Origin of the sequence: Limnohabitans sp. 2KL-17, assembly GCF_003063415.1 — a bacterium.
Taxonomy (GTDB): domain Bacteria; phylum Pseudomonadota; class Gammaproteobacteria; order Burkholderiales; family Burkholderiaceae_C; genus Limnohabitans_A.
On record NZ_NESK01000027.1, the window covers coordinates 41,532 to 55,358 of the forward strand.

Here is a 13,827-nt window from a genome sequence, read left to right on the forward strand (position 1 = left end):
GCAGTGAAACTGGATCTCCCTTGCGGCTTGCCAATCAGCGCCGGGGCGCTTTTTGCGGGGTTTCCTGTCCAGTTCAGGTGTCACCCTTGTTACTTTTAATGGGACTGGCCAAGGGAGCAAGGCCGAATGTTGATTGTTTTTGCCAGAGATGGTTCGCTGCCAAAGACTTTATGATGCACAAACCCATATAAAAAAAGGAGACACGCCATGACAGACTGCATGCCATCGGGCCAACGCCGGGATTTCATCAAAGCCATGGCCGCCCTGGCCGGGACGATGCCTGTGTGGGCTCATGCCCAAAGCACTTGGCCTTCCAAGCCTGTGACCTTGGTAGTGCCTTTTCCCGCCGGAGGTGGTACCGACGCGTTTGCGCGGCCGATGTCGGCCCAATTTTCCAAATTAACCGGCAAGCAACTGATCATCGACAACCGGGGTGGTGCAGGCGGCACTTTGGGTGCCGGCATCGCGGCCAAGTCAGCGCCTGATGGCTACAACCTCTTCATGGGTGCCGTGCACCACACCATTGCACCGAGCATGTACCCTAAGCTGGATTACGACTTGGAGCGTGACCTGATTCCACTCATCCTGGTAGCTAACGTGCCCCAAGTGGTGGTGGTCAACCCCAAGAAGGTGGATGCCCCTGACTTCAAAGCGTTTCTTGAATTTGTCAAGAAGAACCCAGGGCGTTTGAACTATGGCTCCGCTGGAGGCGGGACGTCCCACCATCTGGCAGGTGAGTTGTTCAAGCTTCAAACCAAAACTTTCATCACGCACATTCCCTACCGTGGGGCTGGCCCTGCTTTGCAAGACCTGATTGCAGGTAACGTGGACATGATGTTTGATGGTTTGGGCTCATCTGCAGCGCACATCAAAGGGGGCCGCATCAAGGCCCTGATGGTCTCAGGTGCCAAGCGCAATGCCGCTTTTCCGGACGTGCCCTGCTCGGCAGAACTGGGCTTGCCTGACTACACCGTGTCCACTTGGTACGGTGTCTGGGCACCCAAAGGTACGCCTGCAGATGCGCAGGCTCGTGCCATTGATGAAATTCGCCGCTCTTGCCTGACCGATGAAGCCAAAGCCGTTTGGGCCTCACAAGGCGCTGAGTTCCCCAATCTGACCACCACCCAATTTGATGCCTTCATCAAAAAAGAACTGGCCAAGTGGTCCCAGGTTGTCAAGTCATCCGGCGCCAAACTGGATTGAGTTTTTTGGGCCATTTCAAGGGCCTGTAAGCGGGCCCTTTCCCACGTTTGTATTTTGAGACCATGACCAACGACAACCTGTTTTCAGCCCTACGGGCTGCTTTTCCTGCCGATCTAAATGCGGTGGCCATCGAGACAGATGATGGTCTCAAATACAGTTGGAGAGACCTCGACCGTGCCACGGCCATGGTGGCCAATTTGTTGCATTCGCTCAATCTGCCCGACGGAAGCAGGGTGGCGGTACAGGTCGAAAAATCGGTGGAGGCCATGGTCCTTTACTTGGCCACTTTGCGAGCTGGCTATGTTTTTCTACCACTCAACACGGCGTACCAAAGTGCCGAAATTGAGTATTTCATCGGCAACGCCGAACCTGCGGTTGTGGTGTGCAGCGGGGCCAACTTCGGCTGGGTCAGCAAGATTGCGTTCAAGGCGGGAACACAACACGTGTTCACTCTGAACGATGACCGAACCGGCAGTTTGCTTGAGCGCGCTGCGCATCAAAGCGACCAGCACCAGGCAGCCATTCGAAAAGCCGATGACCTGGCCGCCATTTTGTACACCAGTGGCACCACGGGCCGCAGCAAGGGCGCCATGCTCACGCACGGCAACATGCTCAGCAACGCCCGCACACTCAAGGATTATTGGGGCTGGACGTCAACCGGAGGGCCTGATGGCCGTGGCGATGTGCTCATCCACGCACTGCCTATATTCCATGTGCACGGCCTGTTTGTGGCCATCCATGGCGCATTGATCAATGGCAGCAAGATGATCTGGATGGCCAAATTTGACCCCAAGCGCGTCATTGCCCACATGGCCAAGGCCACTGTGTTCATGGGCGTGCCTACACTGTATGTGCGCATGCTGTCAGAGCCGTCCTTGACCAAGGCTGCCACCCAGAACATGCGCCTGTTCATCGCAGGCTCAGCGCCTTTGTTGATTGAAACCTTCACTGAATGGCAGCAACGCACGGGGCACACGATATTGGAGCGTTATGGCATGAGCGAAACAGCCATGCTGACCTCCAACCCCTACGCCGCAGACAAGCGTTATGCCAACCAGTCCGAAAGACGTGGAGGCACAGTGGGTTTTCCTTTGCCAGACGTCTCGCTGCAAGTGATTGGAGAAGACGGGCGCAAGCTGCCTGTTGGCGAGATTGGGGGCATTCAGGTCAAAGGGCCCAATGTTTTCAAGGGCTACTGGCGCATGCCTGAGAAAACGGCCGAAGAGTTCACCGTGGATGGTTATTTCAAGACGGGCGACGTGGGCAAGGTTGACGAACGTGGCTACGTGACGATCGTGGGGCGCAGCAAAGACCTCATCATCAGCGGTGGCTACAACGTGTACCCCGCAGAGATTGAGGGCTACATCAACGAGATGAAGGGTGTGTCTGAAAGCGCGGTGGTGGGCGTCCAGCACCCTGACTTTGGCGAGGTCGGCGTAGCTGTGGTCATTGCCAAGCTCGGGACAGCCCTCAAGCCTGAAGCGATCTTGGCCGAGCTAAAGGCAAATCTGGCGAACTTCAAGATCCCCAAGCGTTGCTTTGTCGTGGCCGAGTTGCCGCGCAACACCATGGGCAAGGTGCAAAAGAACCTGCTCCGCGAGCAATACAAGGGGCTGTTTTAGGATCTGAGCGCCCCGCCAAGGTGCACAGATCGTCGGATCAGCGCAATACCAGGACGGGAACCTGCGAATGCGTCAATACTTGCTGGGTTTCGCTGCCCAAGAGCAAGCGTTTGATGCCTTTGCGACCATGCGAGGCCATGACAATCAGGTCGGCCTTCTGTTTTTTTGCAGCTGCAATGATGGCGTCCGAGATGACATCTGATTTCACTGTCATCGCCTTGGCCACTACACCTTTGGCCTTGGCAGCCTTTTCAATAGCACTCAGTTGCACCATGGCCGATTCATTCCATTGCTTTTCAACGCGTGAGATCTCTTCAGCCGACAAGGGAATGCTGCCTTCAAAATAGGCTTGAGGGTAGCGCGGCACCACCTTGAGAGCGACCAATTCTGCTCCGCAAGTCGCAGCAAGCGCGATGGCACTCGTCACCGCTTTTTTGGACAAAGTGGAACCGTCGGTGGCCACGAGAATGCGTTGGTACATGGAGTGCTCCTGATTGATGGAAAGTGACCCAGCATAAAAGAGGGGCGGGCCTCTTCAATTGATGCACGTCAAGCTTTCATTTGTTCACCTGCCGTATGCTTTGAACATGACACACGTCAATGTTTTGCCAACCCTGACACCAACAACTGTTGCCCCCATCGACAGGTTGATGGTTCTGCCAAACCAGGACGCCGAGGGCCTGAAATTGCTGGACACACCCGAAGCATGGGATGAGTTCAGCTTGCCCGATCAAACCGTGCCCGATTGTTTGCGCTCCAGTGTGGTGTTTGAAGGCATGCATTGCGCTGCCTGCGCCATCTCCCTTGAAGACGCATTGCGGGCTGTACCGGGCGTACGCGAAGTCCAGATCAGCTCAGCCAGCCATCGGGGACAGGTGGTCTGGTCACCACAGCAAACGAGGCCCTCTGAATGGATGCAGTCGGTCGAGCGCATTGGCTACAAGGCAGTGCCCGCCAACGATGCGCATGCCCACGAACGACGCCGACAGGAGTCGCGCCGCATGGTCTGGCGTTTGTCCGTGGCGGCCATGTGCATGATGCAGGTGATGATGTACGCCACACCGGCCTACCTCTCTGCGCCAGGTGAGATCTCCGCTGAAGCCATGCATTTGCTCCGCTGGGCATCCTGGGTGTTGTCCTTGCCGGTGATGTTTTTTTCTTGCGCCCCATTTTTGGGCAATGCATGGCGAGATTTACGTGAGCGTCAGATCAGCATGGATTCACCCGTGGCACTGGGCATGGTGGTGACTTTTGCAGTCAGCAGCCTGGCCACTTTTGAGCCGGAGGGGCCCTTTGGCAGAGAAGTCTATTTCGACTCACTCACCATGTTCGTTTTCTTTTTGCTCATGGGCCGATGGCTTGAGTTGCGATTGCGAGACCGCACGGCAGGCGCACTGGAAGCGGTTCTCAATCGCTTGCCCGACAGCGTGCGCAAGCGCCGATCGGATGGCGAATGGGAGCGCATCTCCATACGCGGCCTGACTGTGGGCGATGTGATCAAGGTCTTGCCTGGCGAAGCCTTTGCGGGGGATGGTCTGGTGCTTGCAGGGCAAACCCAGGTGGATGAGGCATTGCTCACCGGAGAGTCGCTGCCCCTGGTTCGTCGAGTGGGTGACCGGGTCATCGCAGGCAGTTACAACCTGAGCGGCACCCTGGAAGTACGCATTGAACAGCTAGGGGCTGCCACCCGTTATGCCCAGATCGTGGCTTTGATGGAAAGCGCCTCGGTGTCCAAGCCTGCCATGGCCTTGCTGGTGGACCGTTGGGCCAAGCCCTTTTTGCTTGCCGTTTTGCTGGCATCTTTGGCAGCCGTCATTTACGGTTGGCGCACCGATCCAGCCCATGCCTTGATGGTGGGCGTGGCTGTTCTGATCGTGACATGTCCATGTGCCTTGTCCTTGGCCACACCCGCTGCGATGCTGGCCACTGCGGGCGCATTGGCGCGTGGAGGCGTGCTGGTGCGTCGACTGGAAGCCTTGCAAAACCTGGCGAGCATCGACACTGTTATTTTTGACAAAACAGGCACCTTGACACGGGACGCCTTTGAGGTGGTTCATGTCCATACCCGTGTGGGCGTGGAGGCTGACAAAGCCCTGGCGTGGGCCTCTGGCTTGGCGCGTCACTCTTTGCACCCGGTGTCCAGAGCCTTGTGGTCGCAGGCGCGGCGTCAGGCCGAAGCTGCGGGTCGCTTGCCTGACCTGGACGCCTTGGTGGCGCAGGGTGTATCTGAACAGGCCGGACAGGGCGTTCGTGGTGTGTTGCAGGCGCCCGGTCAAGTTGCGATGAACTTGCGACTGGGATCCGCTGTTTATTGTGAGTCGCCAATACCCGGTGGACCACATTTACAAGTCAGCCTTGCCGACGACCAAGGCTGGATGGCCACGTTTGAACTGGCAGAAGAGGTTCGCCCCGAGGCATTGGCCGTCGTCAACGCACTGAAAAACATGGGCTTATCCCTGAAAATTTTGTCGGGGGACGGCCAAACCGCTGTGAGCAAGGTGGCCCAATTTGTTGGAATTTCCGACGCCATGGGCCACTGCCAGCCGCAAGATAAATTGCAAGCCCTGAAAAAATACCAGGCGCAAGGCCACCGAGTGGCCATGGTGGGCGACGGCTTGAACGATGGCCCTGTGCTAGCAGGTGCTGATGTGTCTTTTGCTCTGGGTCAGGCTTTGCCCCTGGCGCAGTCAAAAGCCGACTTTGTGTTGATGGGCGGGCAGTTGGGGGTACTGGTGAGCACCGTGTTGCGAAGCCGTCAGACCTTGCGAATTGTCAAACAGAACCTGGTCTGGGCAGCTGTTTACAACGCTGCTTGTGTGCCCTTGGCATTGGTGGGCTGGTTGCCCGCTTGGGCTGCCGGTCTGGGCATGGCACTCAGTTCACTGCTGGTGGTGCTCAATGCCATGCGCTTGGCGCAAGACGACATCGCTGCTTTGAAATAAACCCCAACACTGACGTCCAAACTCAGCAATTCGACATCTGGAGCACGCCATGGACATTCTTTATTTATTGATCCCTTTGTCAGTGGCTTTGGTGTTTTTCATCTTGGCGGGGCTCTGGTGGGCCATTCACCGGGGGCAATTTGAGGACATTGAGGCAGAAGGCGAACGAATATTGCGAAACGATTGATATTGATCAATTGGCCTCGGTGTATATCCCGTCAAACTTCTTCATTGGTTTGAAAACAAGAAGAGGTGAAAATGAAATTTGCCAATATGCAGGCGACCTCGTACAACGATACGGTTGTACGGCAGTTCGCCATCATGACGGTGGTTTGGGGTGTGGTGGGCATGCTGGTTGGCGTGATCATCGCGGCCCAACTTGCGTGGCCCGAGTTGAACCTGGGCATTCCATGGCTCAGTTATGGCCGTTTACGCCCACTGCACACCAATGCGGTAATTTTTGCATTTGGTGGTTGCGGTTTGTTCGCTTCAGCCTATTACGTGGTGCAGCGCACCTGCAACGTCCGTTTGTTCAACGACAAACTGGCTGCTTTCACCTTTTGGGGTTGGCAGCTCGTTATCTTGATGGCAGCCATCACCTTGCCTTTGGGTTACACCAGTGGCAAGGAGTACGCAGAGCTGGAGTGGCCAATTGATATCCTGATCACCTTGGTGTGGGTCTCGTTTGCCATTGTTTTCTTTGGCACCATCGGCACACGCAAGGTTCGGCACATCTATGTGGCCAATTGGTTCTTTGGCGCTTTCATCATTGCCGTGGCCTTGTTGCACCTGGTCAACAGCGCTGCGCTGCCCGTGGGCATGATGAAGTCTTATTCGGCTTACGCCGGTGTGCAAGACGCCATGGTTCAGTGGTGGTACGGCCACAACGCAGTAGGCTTCTTTCTGACCGCAGGCTTCCTGGGCATGATGTATTACTTCATTCCCAAGCAGGCTGAGCGCCCCGTGTACTCGTATCGGCTGTCGATCGTGCACTTCTGGGCGCTGATCTTCACTTACATGTGGGCGGGTCCCCACCACTTGCACTACACCGCCTTGCCAGATTGGACACAGTCGATCGGCATGGTTTTCTCGTTGATTCTGTTGGCGCCCAGCTGGGGCGGCATGATCAACGGCATCATGACCCTCTCAGGCGCATGGCACAAACTGCGAGACGATCCGATCTTGCGTTTCCTGATCGTTTCCCTGTCTTTCTACGGTATGTCGACCTTCGAAGGTCCGATGATGTCCATCAAGACCGTCAACGCCTTGTCCCATTACACCGACTGGACCGTGGGCCACGTGCACTCCGGCGCCTTGGGTTGGGTGGGTCTGGTGACCATGGGCTCGATGTATTACCTGATTCCCCGCTTGTTCGGCCAGAAAAAGATGTACAGCGTCAAAGCCATTGAACTGCACTTCTGGACCGCCACCATCGGCATCGTGATTTACATCGCGGCGATGTGGATTGCCGGTGTGATGCAAGGCCTCATGTGGCGTGCAGTCAATGCGGATGGCACCTTGACTTACACATTTGTCGAGTCGGTGAAAGCCACTTTCCCGTTCTATGTGTTGCGTCTGGTTGGCGGCTTGTTGTACCTGGGCGGCATGTGCGTGATGTTGTGGAACGTGTTCAAGACAGCGACTCAGGGTCGCTCCGTCGAGGTTCAGATTCCCATGCTGGCAGCCCACGCCTGAGGAGAAATAGAAAATGTCTCAAAATCCAAAAACGGGCGGTCTGTCCCATGAAAAAATCGAGACCAACAACTTCCTGATGATCGTGCTGATCCTGGTTGTGTTGCTGGTTGGCGGCATGGTCGAGATCGTGCCCTTGTTCTTCCAGAAGTCCACCACCCAGCCACTGGCAGGCCTCAAGCCTTACAACGCGCTGCAAGTGGCCGGGCGCGATGTTTATGTGCGTGAAGGTTGCTACAACTGTCACTCGCAGATGATCCGCCCCTTCCGAGCCGAAACATTGCGCTATGGCGCTTATTCGGTAGCGGGTGAGTTTGTGTATGACCACCCCTTCCAGTGGGGCTCCAAACGCACCGGTCCAGATTTGGCGCGTGTGGGCGGTCGCTACAGCGATGAATGGCACCGCATCCACCTGAATAACCCGCGTGACCTGGTGCCGGAATCCAACATGCCCGCCTATTCCTGGCTTGAAAAAACCCCTGTGGACGCCGCCAGTTTGCCGACGCACATGAAAGGCTTGCGCACTCTGGGCGCGCCCTACAGCGATGAAGAAATTGCCAAAGCCTCAGAAGACGTCAAGGGCAAGACCGAAATGGACGCGGTCATTGCCTACTTGCAAGGCATGGGCATTCATCGCAAATAAACGGAGCAGAACATGGACATCAATACCTTGCGCTCTATCGTGACTGTTGTGACCTTTGCCATTTTCCTGGCCATCGTGTGGTGGGCTTTGTCTCGGCGCAACCGTGCCGACTTTGACGAAGCCGCACAGCTGCCTTTTCGGCAGGATGACTGAATTGTCCTCAGCACATAAAAAATCAAAGGAATAAAAAATGAGTGGCTTCATCAGCAATTTCTGGCACTTGTATGTGGCCGGCATCACGCTGGTCAGCATCATCGCCTGCCTGATCCTGCTCTGGTTCAGCGGAAAAGCAAAGGCTATGACCGCCAATGACAACACCACTGGCCACGTATGGGACGGCGACCTGCGCGAGATGAACAACCCCTTGCCACGTTGGTGGGTGGGTCTGTTTGTCATCACCATTGTGTTTGCGCTGGTTTATCTGGCCATGTACCCGGGCGTTGGCAATCTTCCTGGAAAGTTTGGCTGGACATCCGCGGGTCAATACGATGCAGAGGTGGCCAAGGCCAATGCCGAAGTGGCCCCTTTGTATGCCAAGTTTTCGGGCATGTCCCCTGAAGATGTGTCCAAAGACCCTCAGGCACAAGCCATCGGCAATCGATTGTTCATGAACAATTGCGCCCAGTGCCATGGTTCGGACGCCCGCGGTAGTAAAGGCTTCCCGAATCTGGCGGACGCTGATTGGCTTTACGGTGGTACCCCCGAGATCATCAAGGCCACACTGGTCCAAGGTCGCAACGGCAACATGCCGGCCTTAGGCGCCGCGGTTGGCTCACCCGAAGACATTCGCAACGTGGCGCACTATGTGCTCAGCCTTTCGGGCAGTCCACACGACTCTTTGCGTGCTTCTTTGGGCAAGCCCAAGTTCGGTGTCTGCGCGGCTTGCCATGGCATGGACGGCAAAGGCAATCACGCGCTGGGTGCCCCCAACCTGACCGACGACATCTGGCTGCATGGCTGGGGAGAGAACGCCATCGTGAACATGATCAACAACGGCAAGGTCAACCAAATGCCGTCCCAGGCAGACAAATTAACCGAAGGCCAGATCCATGTGCTGGCGTCTTATGTTTGGGCCTTGTCGAACAAGGCAGTGCCCACCGGCAAATAAGGCGACAGGTGAACAGAGTCACTGAGTCCGGACGCCCTTGTTGGGCGTCCTGTGCATTGAAAGCAAATCATTTTGGACCCCCAGGAAAAAACGCCTCGCAAGATCGTGCCCATTGTCCCTGTGGTCGGTGCGCCTGGTGTTGCGGATGAGGTGCAGATGAGGTCGCTTTACGAGGCGACCCAAAAAATTTACCCTCGCAGCGTGCATGGCATTTTTGCCAAATGGCGCTGGATCATGGTGGTCATCACACAACTGGTTTTTTACGGCTTGCCTTGGCTTGAATGGGGCCAACGCCAAGCCGTGCTTTTTGACTTGGGCGCTCGGCGTTTTTATATTTTTGGTTTGGTCCTGTACCCGCAGGACTTCATTTACCTGACCGCGATCCTGGTGATCTCGGCATTTTCACTTTTCCTGTTCACGGCCGTTGCCGGTCGCTTGTGGTGCGGGTATGCCTGTCCACAAACGGTGTACAGCGAAATTTTCATGTGGGTTGAGCGCAAGATCGAGGGGGATCGCACAGCCCGCATCAAGCTCGATGACGCCAACATGTCGACCGAAAAACTGTTCAAGAAGTGGTACAAGCACATCGTTTGGCTGACCATTTCCATGTGGACGGGCTTCACCTTTGTGGGCTATTTCACGCCCATCCATGATTTGGGCATGTCGTTTTTTCTGGGCAACATGAGCTCATGGGAAGTGTTTTGGGTGTTCTTTTACGCCTTTGCCACCTACGGCAACGCCGGCTTCATGCGCGAGCAAGTCTGCAAATACATGTGCCCCTATGCGCGATTTCAAAGCGCCATGTTCGACAAGGACACCTTGATCGTCACCTACGATGCAGAGCGTGGTGAACCCCGGGGTGCGCGATCCAAAAAATCCGATCCGGCCGCGCTCGGGCTGGGCTCCTGCGTGGACTGCAGTCTGTGCGTTCAGGTGTGTCCAACCGGCATCGACATTCGCCAAGGCTTGCAATACGAATGCATTGGTTGCGGTGCCTGTGCCGACGTGTGCGATACCGTGATGGACAAAGTGGGCTATCCGCGTGGCCTGGTCAAATATTCCACCGAAAATGCCATGAAGAATCACTGGACGTCAGAACAAACCATGCGCCATGTGTTTCGGCCTCGGGTGCTGCTTTACATTATTATTTTGCTGGTGGTGGTCGCAGCCCTGCTGACCAGTCTTGGTTTGCGCAAACCGTTCAAGGTCGATGTGGAGCGAGACCGTGCGTCCCTTGCCCGAATCGTGAGCGGCGGCAATATCGAAAATGTTTACCGCCTGCAAATCATGAATGCCGCCGAAAGACCGCTTGATTTCCGATTGAATGTTCAAGGGCTGCCCAATTTGTCTCTTGTCACAGCGCGCGACGTGCGGGTTGCATCGACTGAATCGCTGTGGGTTTTGGTGCGTTTGCAGTTGCCTTACGATTCGGCACCCGCTGGTTCACACCCGATTGTGTTCACAATTCATTCGGTGAATGAGGGTGGACAGGTGCTGTCAGAGCTTCAGGAAAAATCGGTCTTTCTGGTGCCTCGTTGATTCTTTTACAAAGGCTTGTGCATGTCAAATTCAACCGATTCAAAATCAACAAAGCAGCCCTGGTGGTCATACGGTCATGTCTGGCTCGTGATCTCGGGTCCGCTGGTCGTGGTGGTGGCTTCTTTCATCACGTTTTACTTGGCTGCTCATGGGCAAGACCCGGTGTTGACCCAGTCCAATGTCGAAGCCGACCTGAAAACTCTCGATGCCCGTACCACTTTGGCGCCCGCCATGCAGGCCAGAAACCATGCAGCAACGGGCACGTTGCCATCACCCGATTCCAATAAAAAACCTTGAGTGGTTTCGAGGAGACCAACATGTTGGCAAAAAGAATGATGTGGGTCGCATGGCCTGCTTTTTTGGTGGCAGGTTTGCTGGAGATGCTGGTCTTCGGACTGGTCGATCCGCAGGACTTGCAGTGGTTTGGCCACCCATTGGCTATGTCTCGCCAAGGCGTTTACACGCTGGCTTTTTTTGCTTTTTGGATTTTGACCATGCTGTCTAGTGGGCTGACAGCGCTGTTATCGGTGTCACCCTTTGAGGTCAACCGTTGCCCTGTGCCCACTGACGAAAGGCCCATCGACTGTGCGCGCCAAGGAGATGGTCGCTGTTGAACTGAAACGCACAGATTCGCGCATGCCATTGGGCCAGTGCAGTGGCAAATGACTGGGCTTCAATGGCAGTGGTTGTGATTAGTCACCAAGCGCTGCAGGGCGTCGGTGTCCAAAATGCGAACATGTCTTTGCTTGACCTCGACGGTACCGTCCTCGACAAATTTGGAGAACGTCCGGCTGACGGTTTCCAGCTTCAATCCCAGGTAGCTGCCAATTTCTTCGCGGGTCATGCGCAGGATCAACTCTGACTGTGAAAAACCACGAGCGTGCAGACGTTGCACCAAATTGAGCAAAAAGGCTGCCAGTCTTTCTTCTGCCCGCATGCTCCCCAGCAGCAGCATGACCCCGTGCTCTCGTACGATTTCGCGGCTCATGATCTTGTGCACGTGGTGCTGTAGCGCTGTCACTTCACGTGAAATTTCTTCAATGCGGTCAAAAGGCATCACGCAGACCTCGGCGTCCTCGAGCGCTACGGCATCACAACTGTGCTGGTCATTCACGATACCGTCCAAGCCAATGATCTCGCCTGCCATCTGGAAACCCGTCACTTGATCGCGCCCATCTTCAGTGGCCAGACAAGTTTTGAAAAAACCAGTACGTATGGCGTAGAGCGAGGAGAATTTTTCTCCGTTCGTGAACAAGGTGGTTCCCCGCTTTATTTTGCGCCGCACAGCGACCAAATCATCGAGACGGTTCAGGTCCTGTTCGCTCAGGCCCATGGGCATGCACAACTCGCGCAGGTTGCAATTGGAGCAGGCGACTTTGATGGCTTGGGGATTCATGGTTTATCTCATGGAGGATTTGCCTTGGATCAAGCCTTGAGCTTAAACCGAAAAAATGCCATAAGTTGGGGGCTTACCCTTTCGATGCGGCAAATCACCAAAAACAAGTATTCCTTTTGACTTGGGTCAACACGCATGCAAAAGCAAACTGTCACAGTGAAACGTTGCTTGCACACATTTGAATCAAGGGGCAGCCACTTGTCCGACATCACACCTGAATTGTTGACCCGCTTCGATGAGCCAGGCCCGAGGTACACCTCTTACCCAACAGCAGACCGTTTTGTTGACGCTTTCGGTGCGGCCGACTACGCGCAGGCCCTGGATCAGCGTCAGTCGGGCAGGGTGGGCAAACAATTGCCGCTGTCCTTGTATGTGCACATCCCGTTTTGTGAGTCGCTCTGCTACTACTGCGCCTGTAACAAAATCATCACCAAACACAAAGAGCGATCGGCCGATTATTTGCGCTACCTGAGCAAGGAAGTGGCACTGCACACGCGGCATCTGGGTCCAGGCCAAACAGTTAGCCAGCTGCATCTAGGCGGTGGCACGCCAACCTTCATGAGCGATGACGAACTGCGCCAACTGATGACGATGTTGCGTCAAAACTTTGATTTTGTGCCCGGTGGTGAATATTCGGTGGAGGTAGACCCCCGCACCGTGGACGAAAACCGTCTGGCCATGTTGGCTGAGTTGGGGTTCAACCGTTTGAGTTTTGGCGTGCAGGACTTTGACCCGGCTGTGCAAAAGGCGGTTCATCGCATCCAGCCAGCCGAGCAGGTCTTTCAATTGGTCGAGGCGGCGCGTCGCCTGGGTTTTGAGTCGGTCAACCTGGATCTGATTTACGGCTTGCCCTTACAAACACCTGAATCCTTTGATCGCACTTTGTCTCTGGTCAACAGCTTGCGACCGGACCGAATAGCTTTGTATGCTTACGCGCATCTGCCTGAACGTTTCAAGCCACAGCGCCGTATTCATGCCGAAGATCTGCCTTCCGGCAGTGACAAGGTGGTCATGCTGTCTCGCTCGCTGGAAAGCTTGACCGTTGCTGGCTACGTTTACATTGGCATGGACCATTTCGCCTTGCCCGAAGACACATTGGCAGTGGCTAAAAGGCAAGGGCGTTTGCACCGTAATTTTCAGGGCTATAGCACCCAAGCCGATTGCGACCTCATCGCTTTGGGGGTTTCCTCGATTGGCCGCATTGGCACCACTTACAGCCAGAATGCCAAAACCATGGAAGAGTACGTCGATCTTCTCGACCTAGGGCTACGCTGAACAAGCCACCGAATTCAGCGATATGTTGCTAGTTGATTGCATGATGCGAGATGTGATGGGCGAAGCGGCCCAATTTCGGCCCGTATTTCTGGCCTTTTCACGCCAGACACGCGCATTGCGCGCTCTGAAGACGCACTCATGCCATGCGGCGTCCACGCGCTAAGTAGATGTTGGCCAGACCCAAGGCCACGAACGAGCGCGTGGCGTTCTTGGCCAGGCCGCGATAGCGCACCTTGGTGAAGCCCCACAGCCGCTTGACCACTGCGAAGACGTGCTCCACCCGGGCGCGTACCTTGGACTTGTTGCGATTCTTCGAGCGCAGGGCCGGGTCAACCTCACCTCCCTTGCGCACCCGCTGGTTGGTGAAGTCGTTCGCATGTGGTGCCTTGGATGCGATCAGTGCCTTC

Annotated in this window: 14 protein-coding genes and 1 pseudogene; 12 read left to right on the plus strand and 3 right to left on the minus strand. The window is 55.6% G+C overall.

Annotation, left to right across the window (positions count from 1 at the left end; translation table 11 throughout):
- Positions 1–207 precede the first annotated feature (207 nt).
- Positions 208–1,203, plus strand: a complete 996-nt coding sequence (locus B9Z45_RS13515; protein ID WP_108407746.1) for a tripartite tricarboxylate transporter substrate binding protein — start codon at positions 208–210, stop codon at positions 1,201–1,203.
- 62 nt (positions 1,204–1,265) lie between these two features.
- Positions 1,266–2,825 carry a malonyl-CoA synthase gene (locus B9Z45_RS13520; protein WP_108407747.1) on the plus strand — a complete coding sequence of 520 codons (1,560 nt, stop codon included), beginning with the start codon at positions 1,266–1,268 and terminating at the stop codon, positions 2,823–2,825.
- Positions 2,826–2,862: 37 nt separating this feature from the next.
- On the opposite strand, the gene B9Z45_RS13525 is transcribed toward B9Z45_RS13520, so the two are convergent.
- Positions 2,863–3,306 (minus strand): universal stress protein, encoded by a 444-nt coding sequence (locus B9Z45_RS13525; RefSeq protein WP_108407748.1) that lies wholly within the window; start codon positions 3,304–3,306, stop codon positions 2,863–2,865.
- Positions 3,307–3,412: 106 nt separating this feature from the next.
- Between B9Z45_RS13525 and B9Z45_RS13530 the strand changes: the two genes are divergently transcribed.
- The 9 genes from B9Z45_RS13530 (at position 3,413) to B9Z45_RS13570 (ending at position 11,363) form a co-directional block, all read left to right on the plus strand.
- A complete protein-coding gene (locus tag B9Z45_RS13530) occupies positions 3,413–5,767 on the plus strand; it encodes a heavy metal translocating P-type ATPase (RefSeq protein WP_370445844.1) in 2,355 nt (784 codons plus the stop codon).
- 49 nt (positions 5,768–5,816) lie between these two features.
- Complete coding sequence (gene ccoS, locus B9Z45_RS13535; protein WP_019428923.1) at positions 5,817–5,954, plus strand: cbb3-type cytochrome oxidase assembly protein CcoS; 138 nt, start codon at positions 5,817–5,819, stop codon at positions 5,952–5,954.
- A 71-nt stretch (positions 5,955–6,025) separates the two neighbouring features.
- Positions 6,026–7,462, plus strand: coding sequence for a cytochrome-c oxidase, cbb3-type subunit I (gene ccoN / locus B9Z45_RS13540; protein ID WP_108407749.1), 1,437 nt, complete (start codon positions 6,026–6,028; stop codon positions 7,460–7,462).
- Positions 7,463–7,475: 13 nt separating this feature from the next.
- On the plus strand, positions 7,476–8,102 hold the full coding sequence (gene ccoO / locus B9Z45_RS13545; RefSeq protein WP_108407750.1) for a cytochrome-c oxidase, cbb3-type subunit II: 627 nt from the start codon (positions 7,476–7,478) through the stop codon (positions 8,100–8,102).
- Positions 8,103–8,114: 12 nt separating this feature from the next.
- Positions 8,115–8,255, plus strand: coding sequence for a cbb3-type cytochrome c oxidase subunit 3 (locus tag B9Z45_RS13550; RefSeq protein ID WP_108407751.1), 141 nt, complete (start codon positions 8,115–8,117; stop codon positions 8,253–8,255).
- A 37-nt stretch (positions 8,256–8,292) separates the two neighbouring features.
- Positions 8,293–9,210, plus strand: coding sequence for a cytochrome-c oxidase, cbb3-type subunit III (gene ccoP, locus B9Z45_RS13555; protein ID WP_108407752.1), 918 nt, complete (start codon positions 8,293–8,295; stop codon positions 9,208–9,210).
- Positions 9,211–9,366: 156 nt separating this feature from the next.
- The gene (gene ccoG / locus B9Z45_RS13560; RefSeq protein WP_199221909.1) at positions 9,367–10,749 is read left to right on the plus strand and encodes a cytochrome c oxidase accessory protein CcoG; all 1,383 of its coding nucleotides are present in this window, start codon (positions 9,367–9,369) and stop codon (positions 10,747–10,749) included.
- Between the two features lie 21 nt (positions 10,750–10,770).
- Positions 10,771–11,046, plus strand: coding sequence for a nitrogen fixation protein FixH (locus B9Z45_RS13565; protein WP_108407754.1), 276 nt, complete (start codon positions 10,771–10,773; stop codon positions 11,044–11,046).
- Positions 11,047–11,066: 20 nt separating this feature from the next.
- Complete coding sequence (locus B9Z45_RS13570) at positions 11,067–11,363, plus strand: hypothetical protein (protein WP_108407755.1); 297 nt, start codon at positions 11,067–11,069, stop codon at positions 11,361–11,363.
- A gap of 59 nt (positions 11,364–11,422) precedes the next feature.
- Here B9Z45_RS13570 and fnr read toward each other — a convergent pair whose 3' ends face one another.
- Positions 11,423–12,145 (minus strand): fumarate/nitrate reduction transcriptional regulator Fnr, encoded by a 723-nt coding sequence (gene fnr, locus B9Z45_RS13575; protein WP_108407756.1) that lies wholly within the window; start codon positions 12,143–12,145, stop codon positions 11,423–11,425.
- A 198-nt stretch (positions 12,146–12,343) separates the two neighbouring features.
- Between fnr and hemN the strand changes: the two are divergent.
- A pseudogene (gene hemN / locus B9Z45_RS13580) lies at positions 12,344–13,411 on the plus strand (oxygen-independent coproporphyrinogen III oxidase); the annotation flags it as partial.
- A 145-nt stretch (positions 13,412–13,556) separates the two neighbouring features.
- Here the strand turns inward: hemN and B9Z45_RS13585 are convergent.
- Positions 13,557–13,827: transposase (locus tag B9Z45_RS13585; RefSeq protein ID WP_146180911.1), on the minus strand; the 271-nt coding region annotated here is incomplete at its 5' end.

What these genes read in the sequence shown, in the direction of transcription:
- ccoO (WP_108407750.1), top strand. Translation starts at nt 7,476, where the DNA reads ATGTCTCAAAATCCAAAAACGGGCGGTCTGTCCCATGAAAAAATCGAG.
- fnr (WP_108407756.1), bottom strand. Translation starts at nt 12,145, where the DNA reads ATGAATCCCCAAGCCATCAAAGTCGCCTGCTCCAATTGCAACCTGCGC.
- B9Z45_RS13570 (WP_108407755.1), top strand. Translation starts at nt 11,067, where the DNA reads ATGTTGGCAAAAAGAATGATGTGGGTCGCATGGCCTGCTTTTTTGGTG.
- B9Z45_RS13565 (WP_108407754.1), top strand. Translation starts at nt 10,771, where the DNA reads ATGTCAAATTCAACCGATTCAAAATCAACAAAGCAGCCCTGGTGGTCA.
- ccoG (WP_199221909.1), top strand. Translation starts at nt 9,367, where the DNA reads ATGAGGTCGCTTTACGAGGCGACCCAAAAAATTTACCCTCGCAGCGTG.
- ccoN (WP_108407749.1), top strand. Translation starts at nt 6,026, where the DNA reads ATGAAATTTGCCAATATGCAGGCGACCTCGTACAACGATACGGTTGTA.
- ccoP (WP_108407752.1), top strand. Translation starts at nt 8,293, where the DNA reads ATGAGTGGCTTCATCAGCAATTTCTGGCACTTGTATGTGGCCGGCATC.
- B9Z45_RS13550 (WP_108407751.1), top strand. Translation starts at nt 8,115, where the DNA reads ATGGACATCAATACCTTGCGCTCTATCGTGACTGTTGTGACCTTTGCC.
- ccoS (WP_019428923.1), top strand. Translation starts at nt 5,817, where the DNA reads ATGGACATTCTTTATTTATTGATCCCTTTGTCAGTGGCTTTGGTGTTT.
- B9Z45_RS13520 (WP_108407747.1), top strand. Translation starts at nt 1,266, where the DNA reads ATGACCAACGACAACCTGTTTTCAGCCCTACGGGCTGCTTTTCCTGCC.
- B9Z45_RS13530 (WP_370445844.1), top strand. Translation starts at nt 3,413, where the DNA reads ATGACACACGTCAATGTTTTGCCAACCCTGACACCAACAACTGTTGCC.
- B9Z45_RS13525 (WP_108407748.1), bottom strand. Translation starts at nt 3,306, where the DNA reads ATGTACCAACGCATTCTCGTGGCCACCGACGGTTCCACTTTGTCCAAA.
- B9Z45_RS13515 (WP_108407746.1), top strand. Translation starts at nt 208, where the DNA reads ATGACAGACTGCATGCCATCGGGCCAACGCCGGGATTTCATCAAAGCC.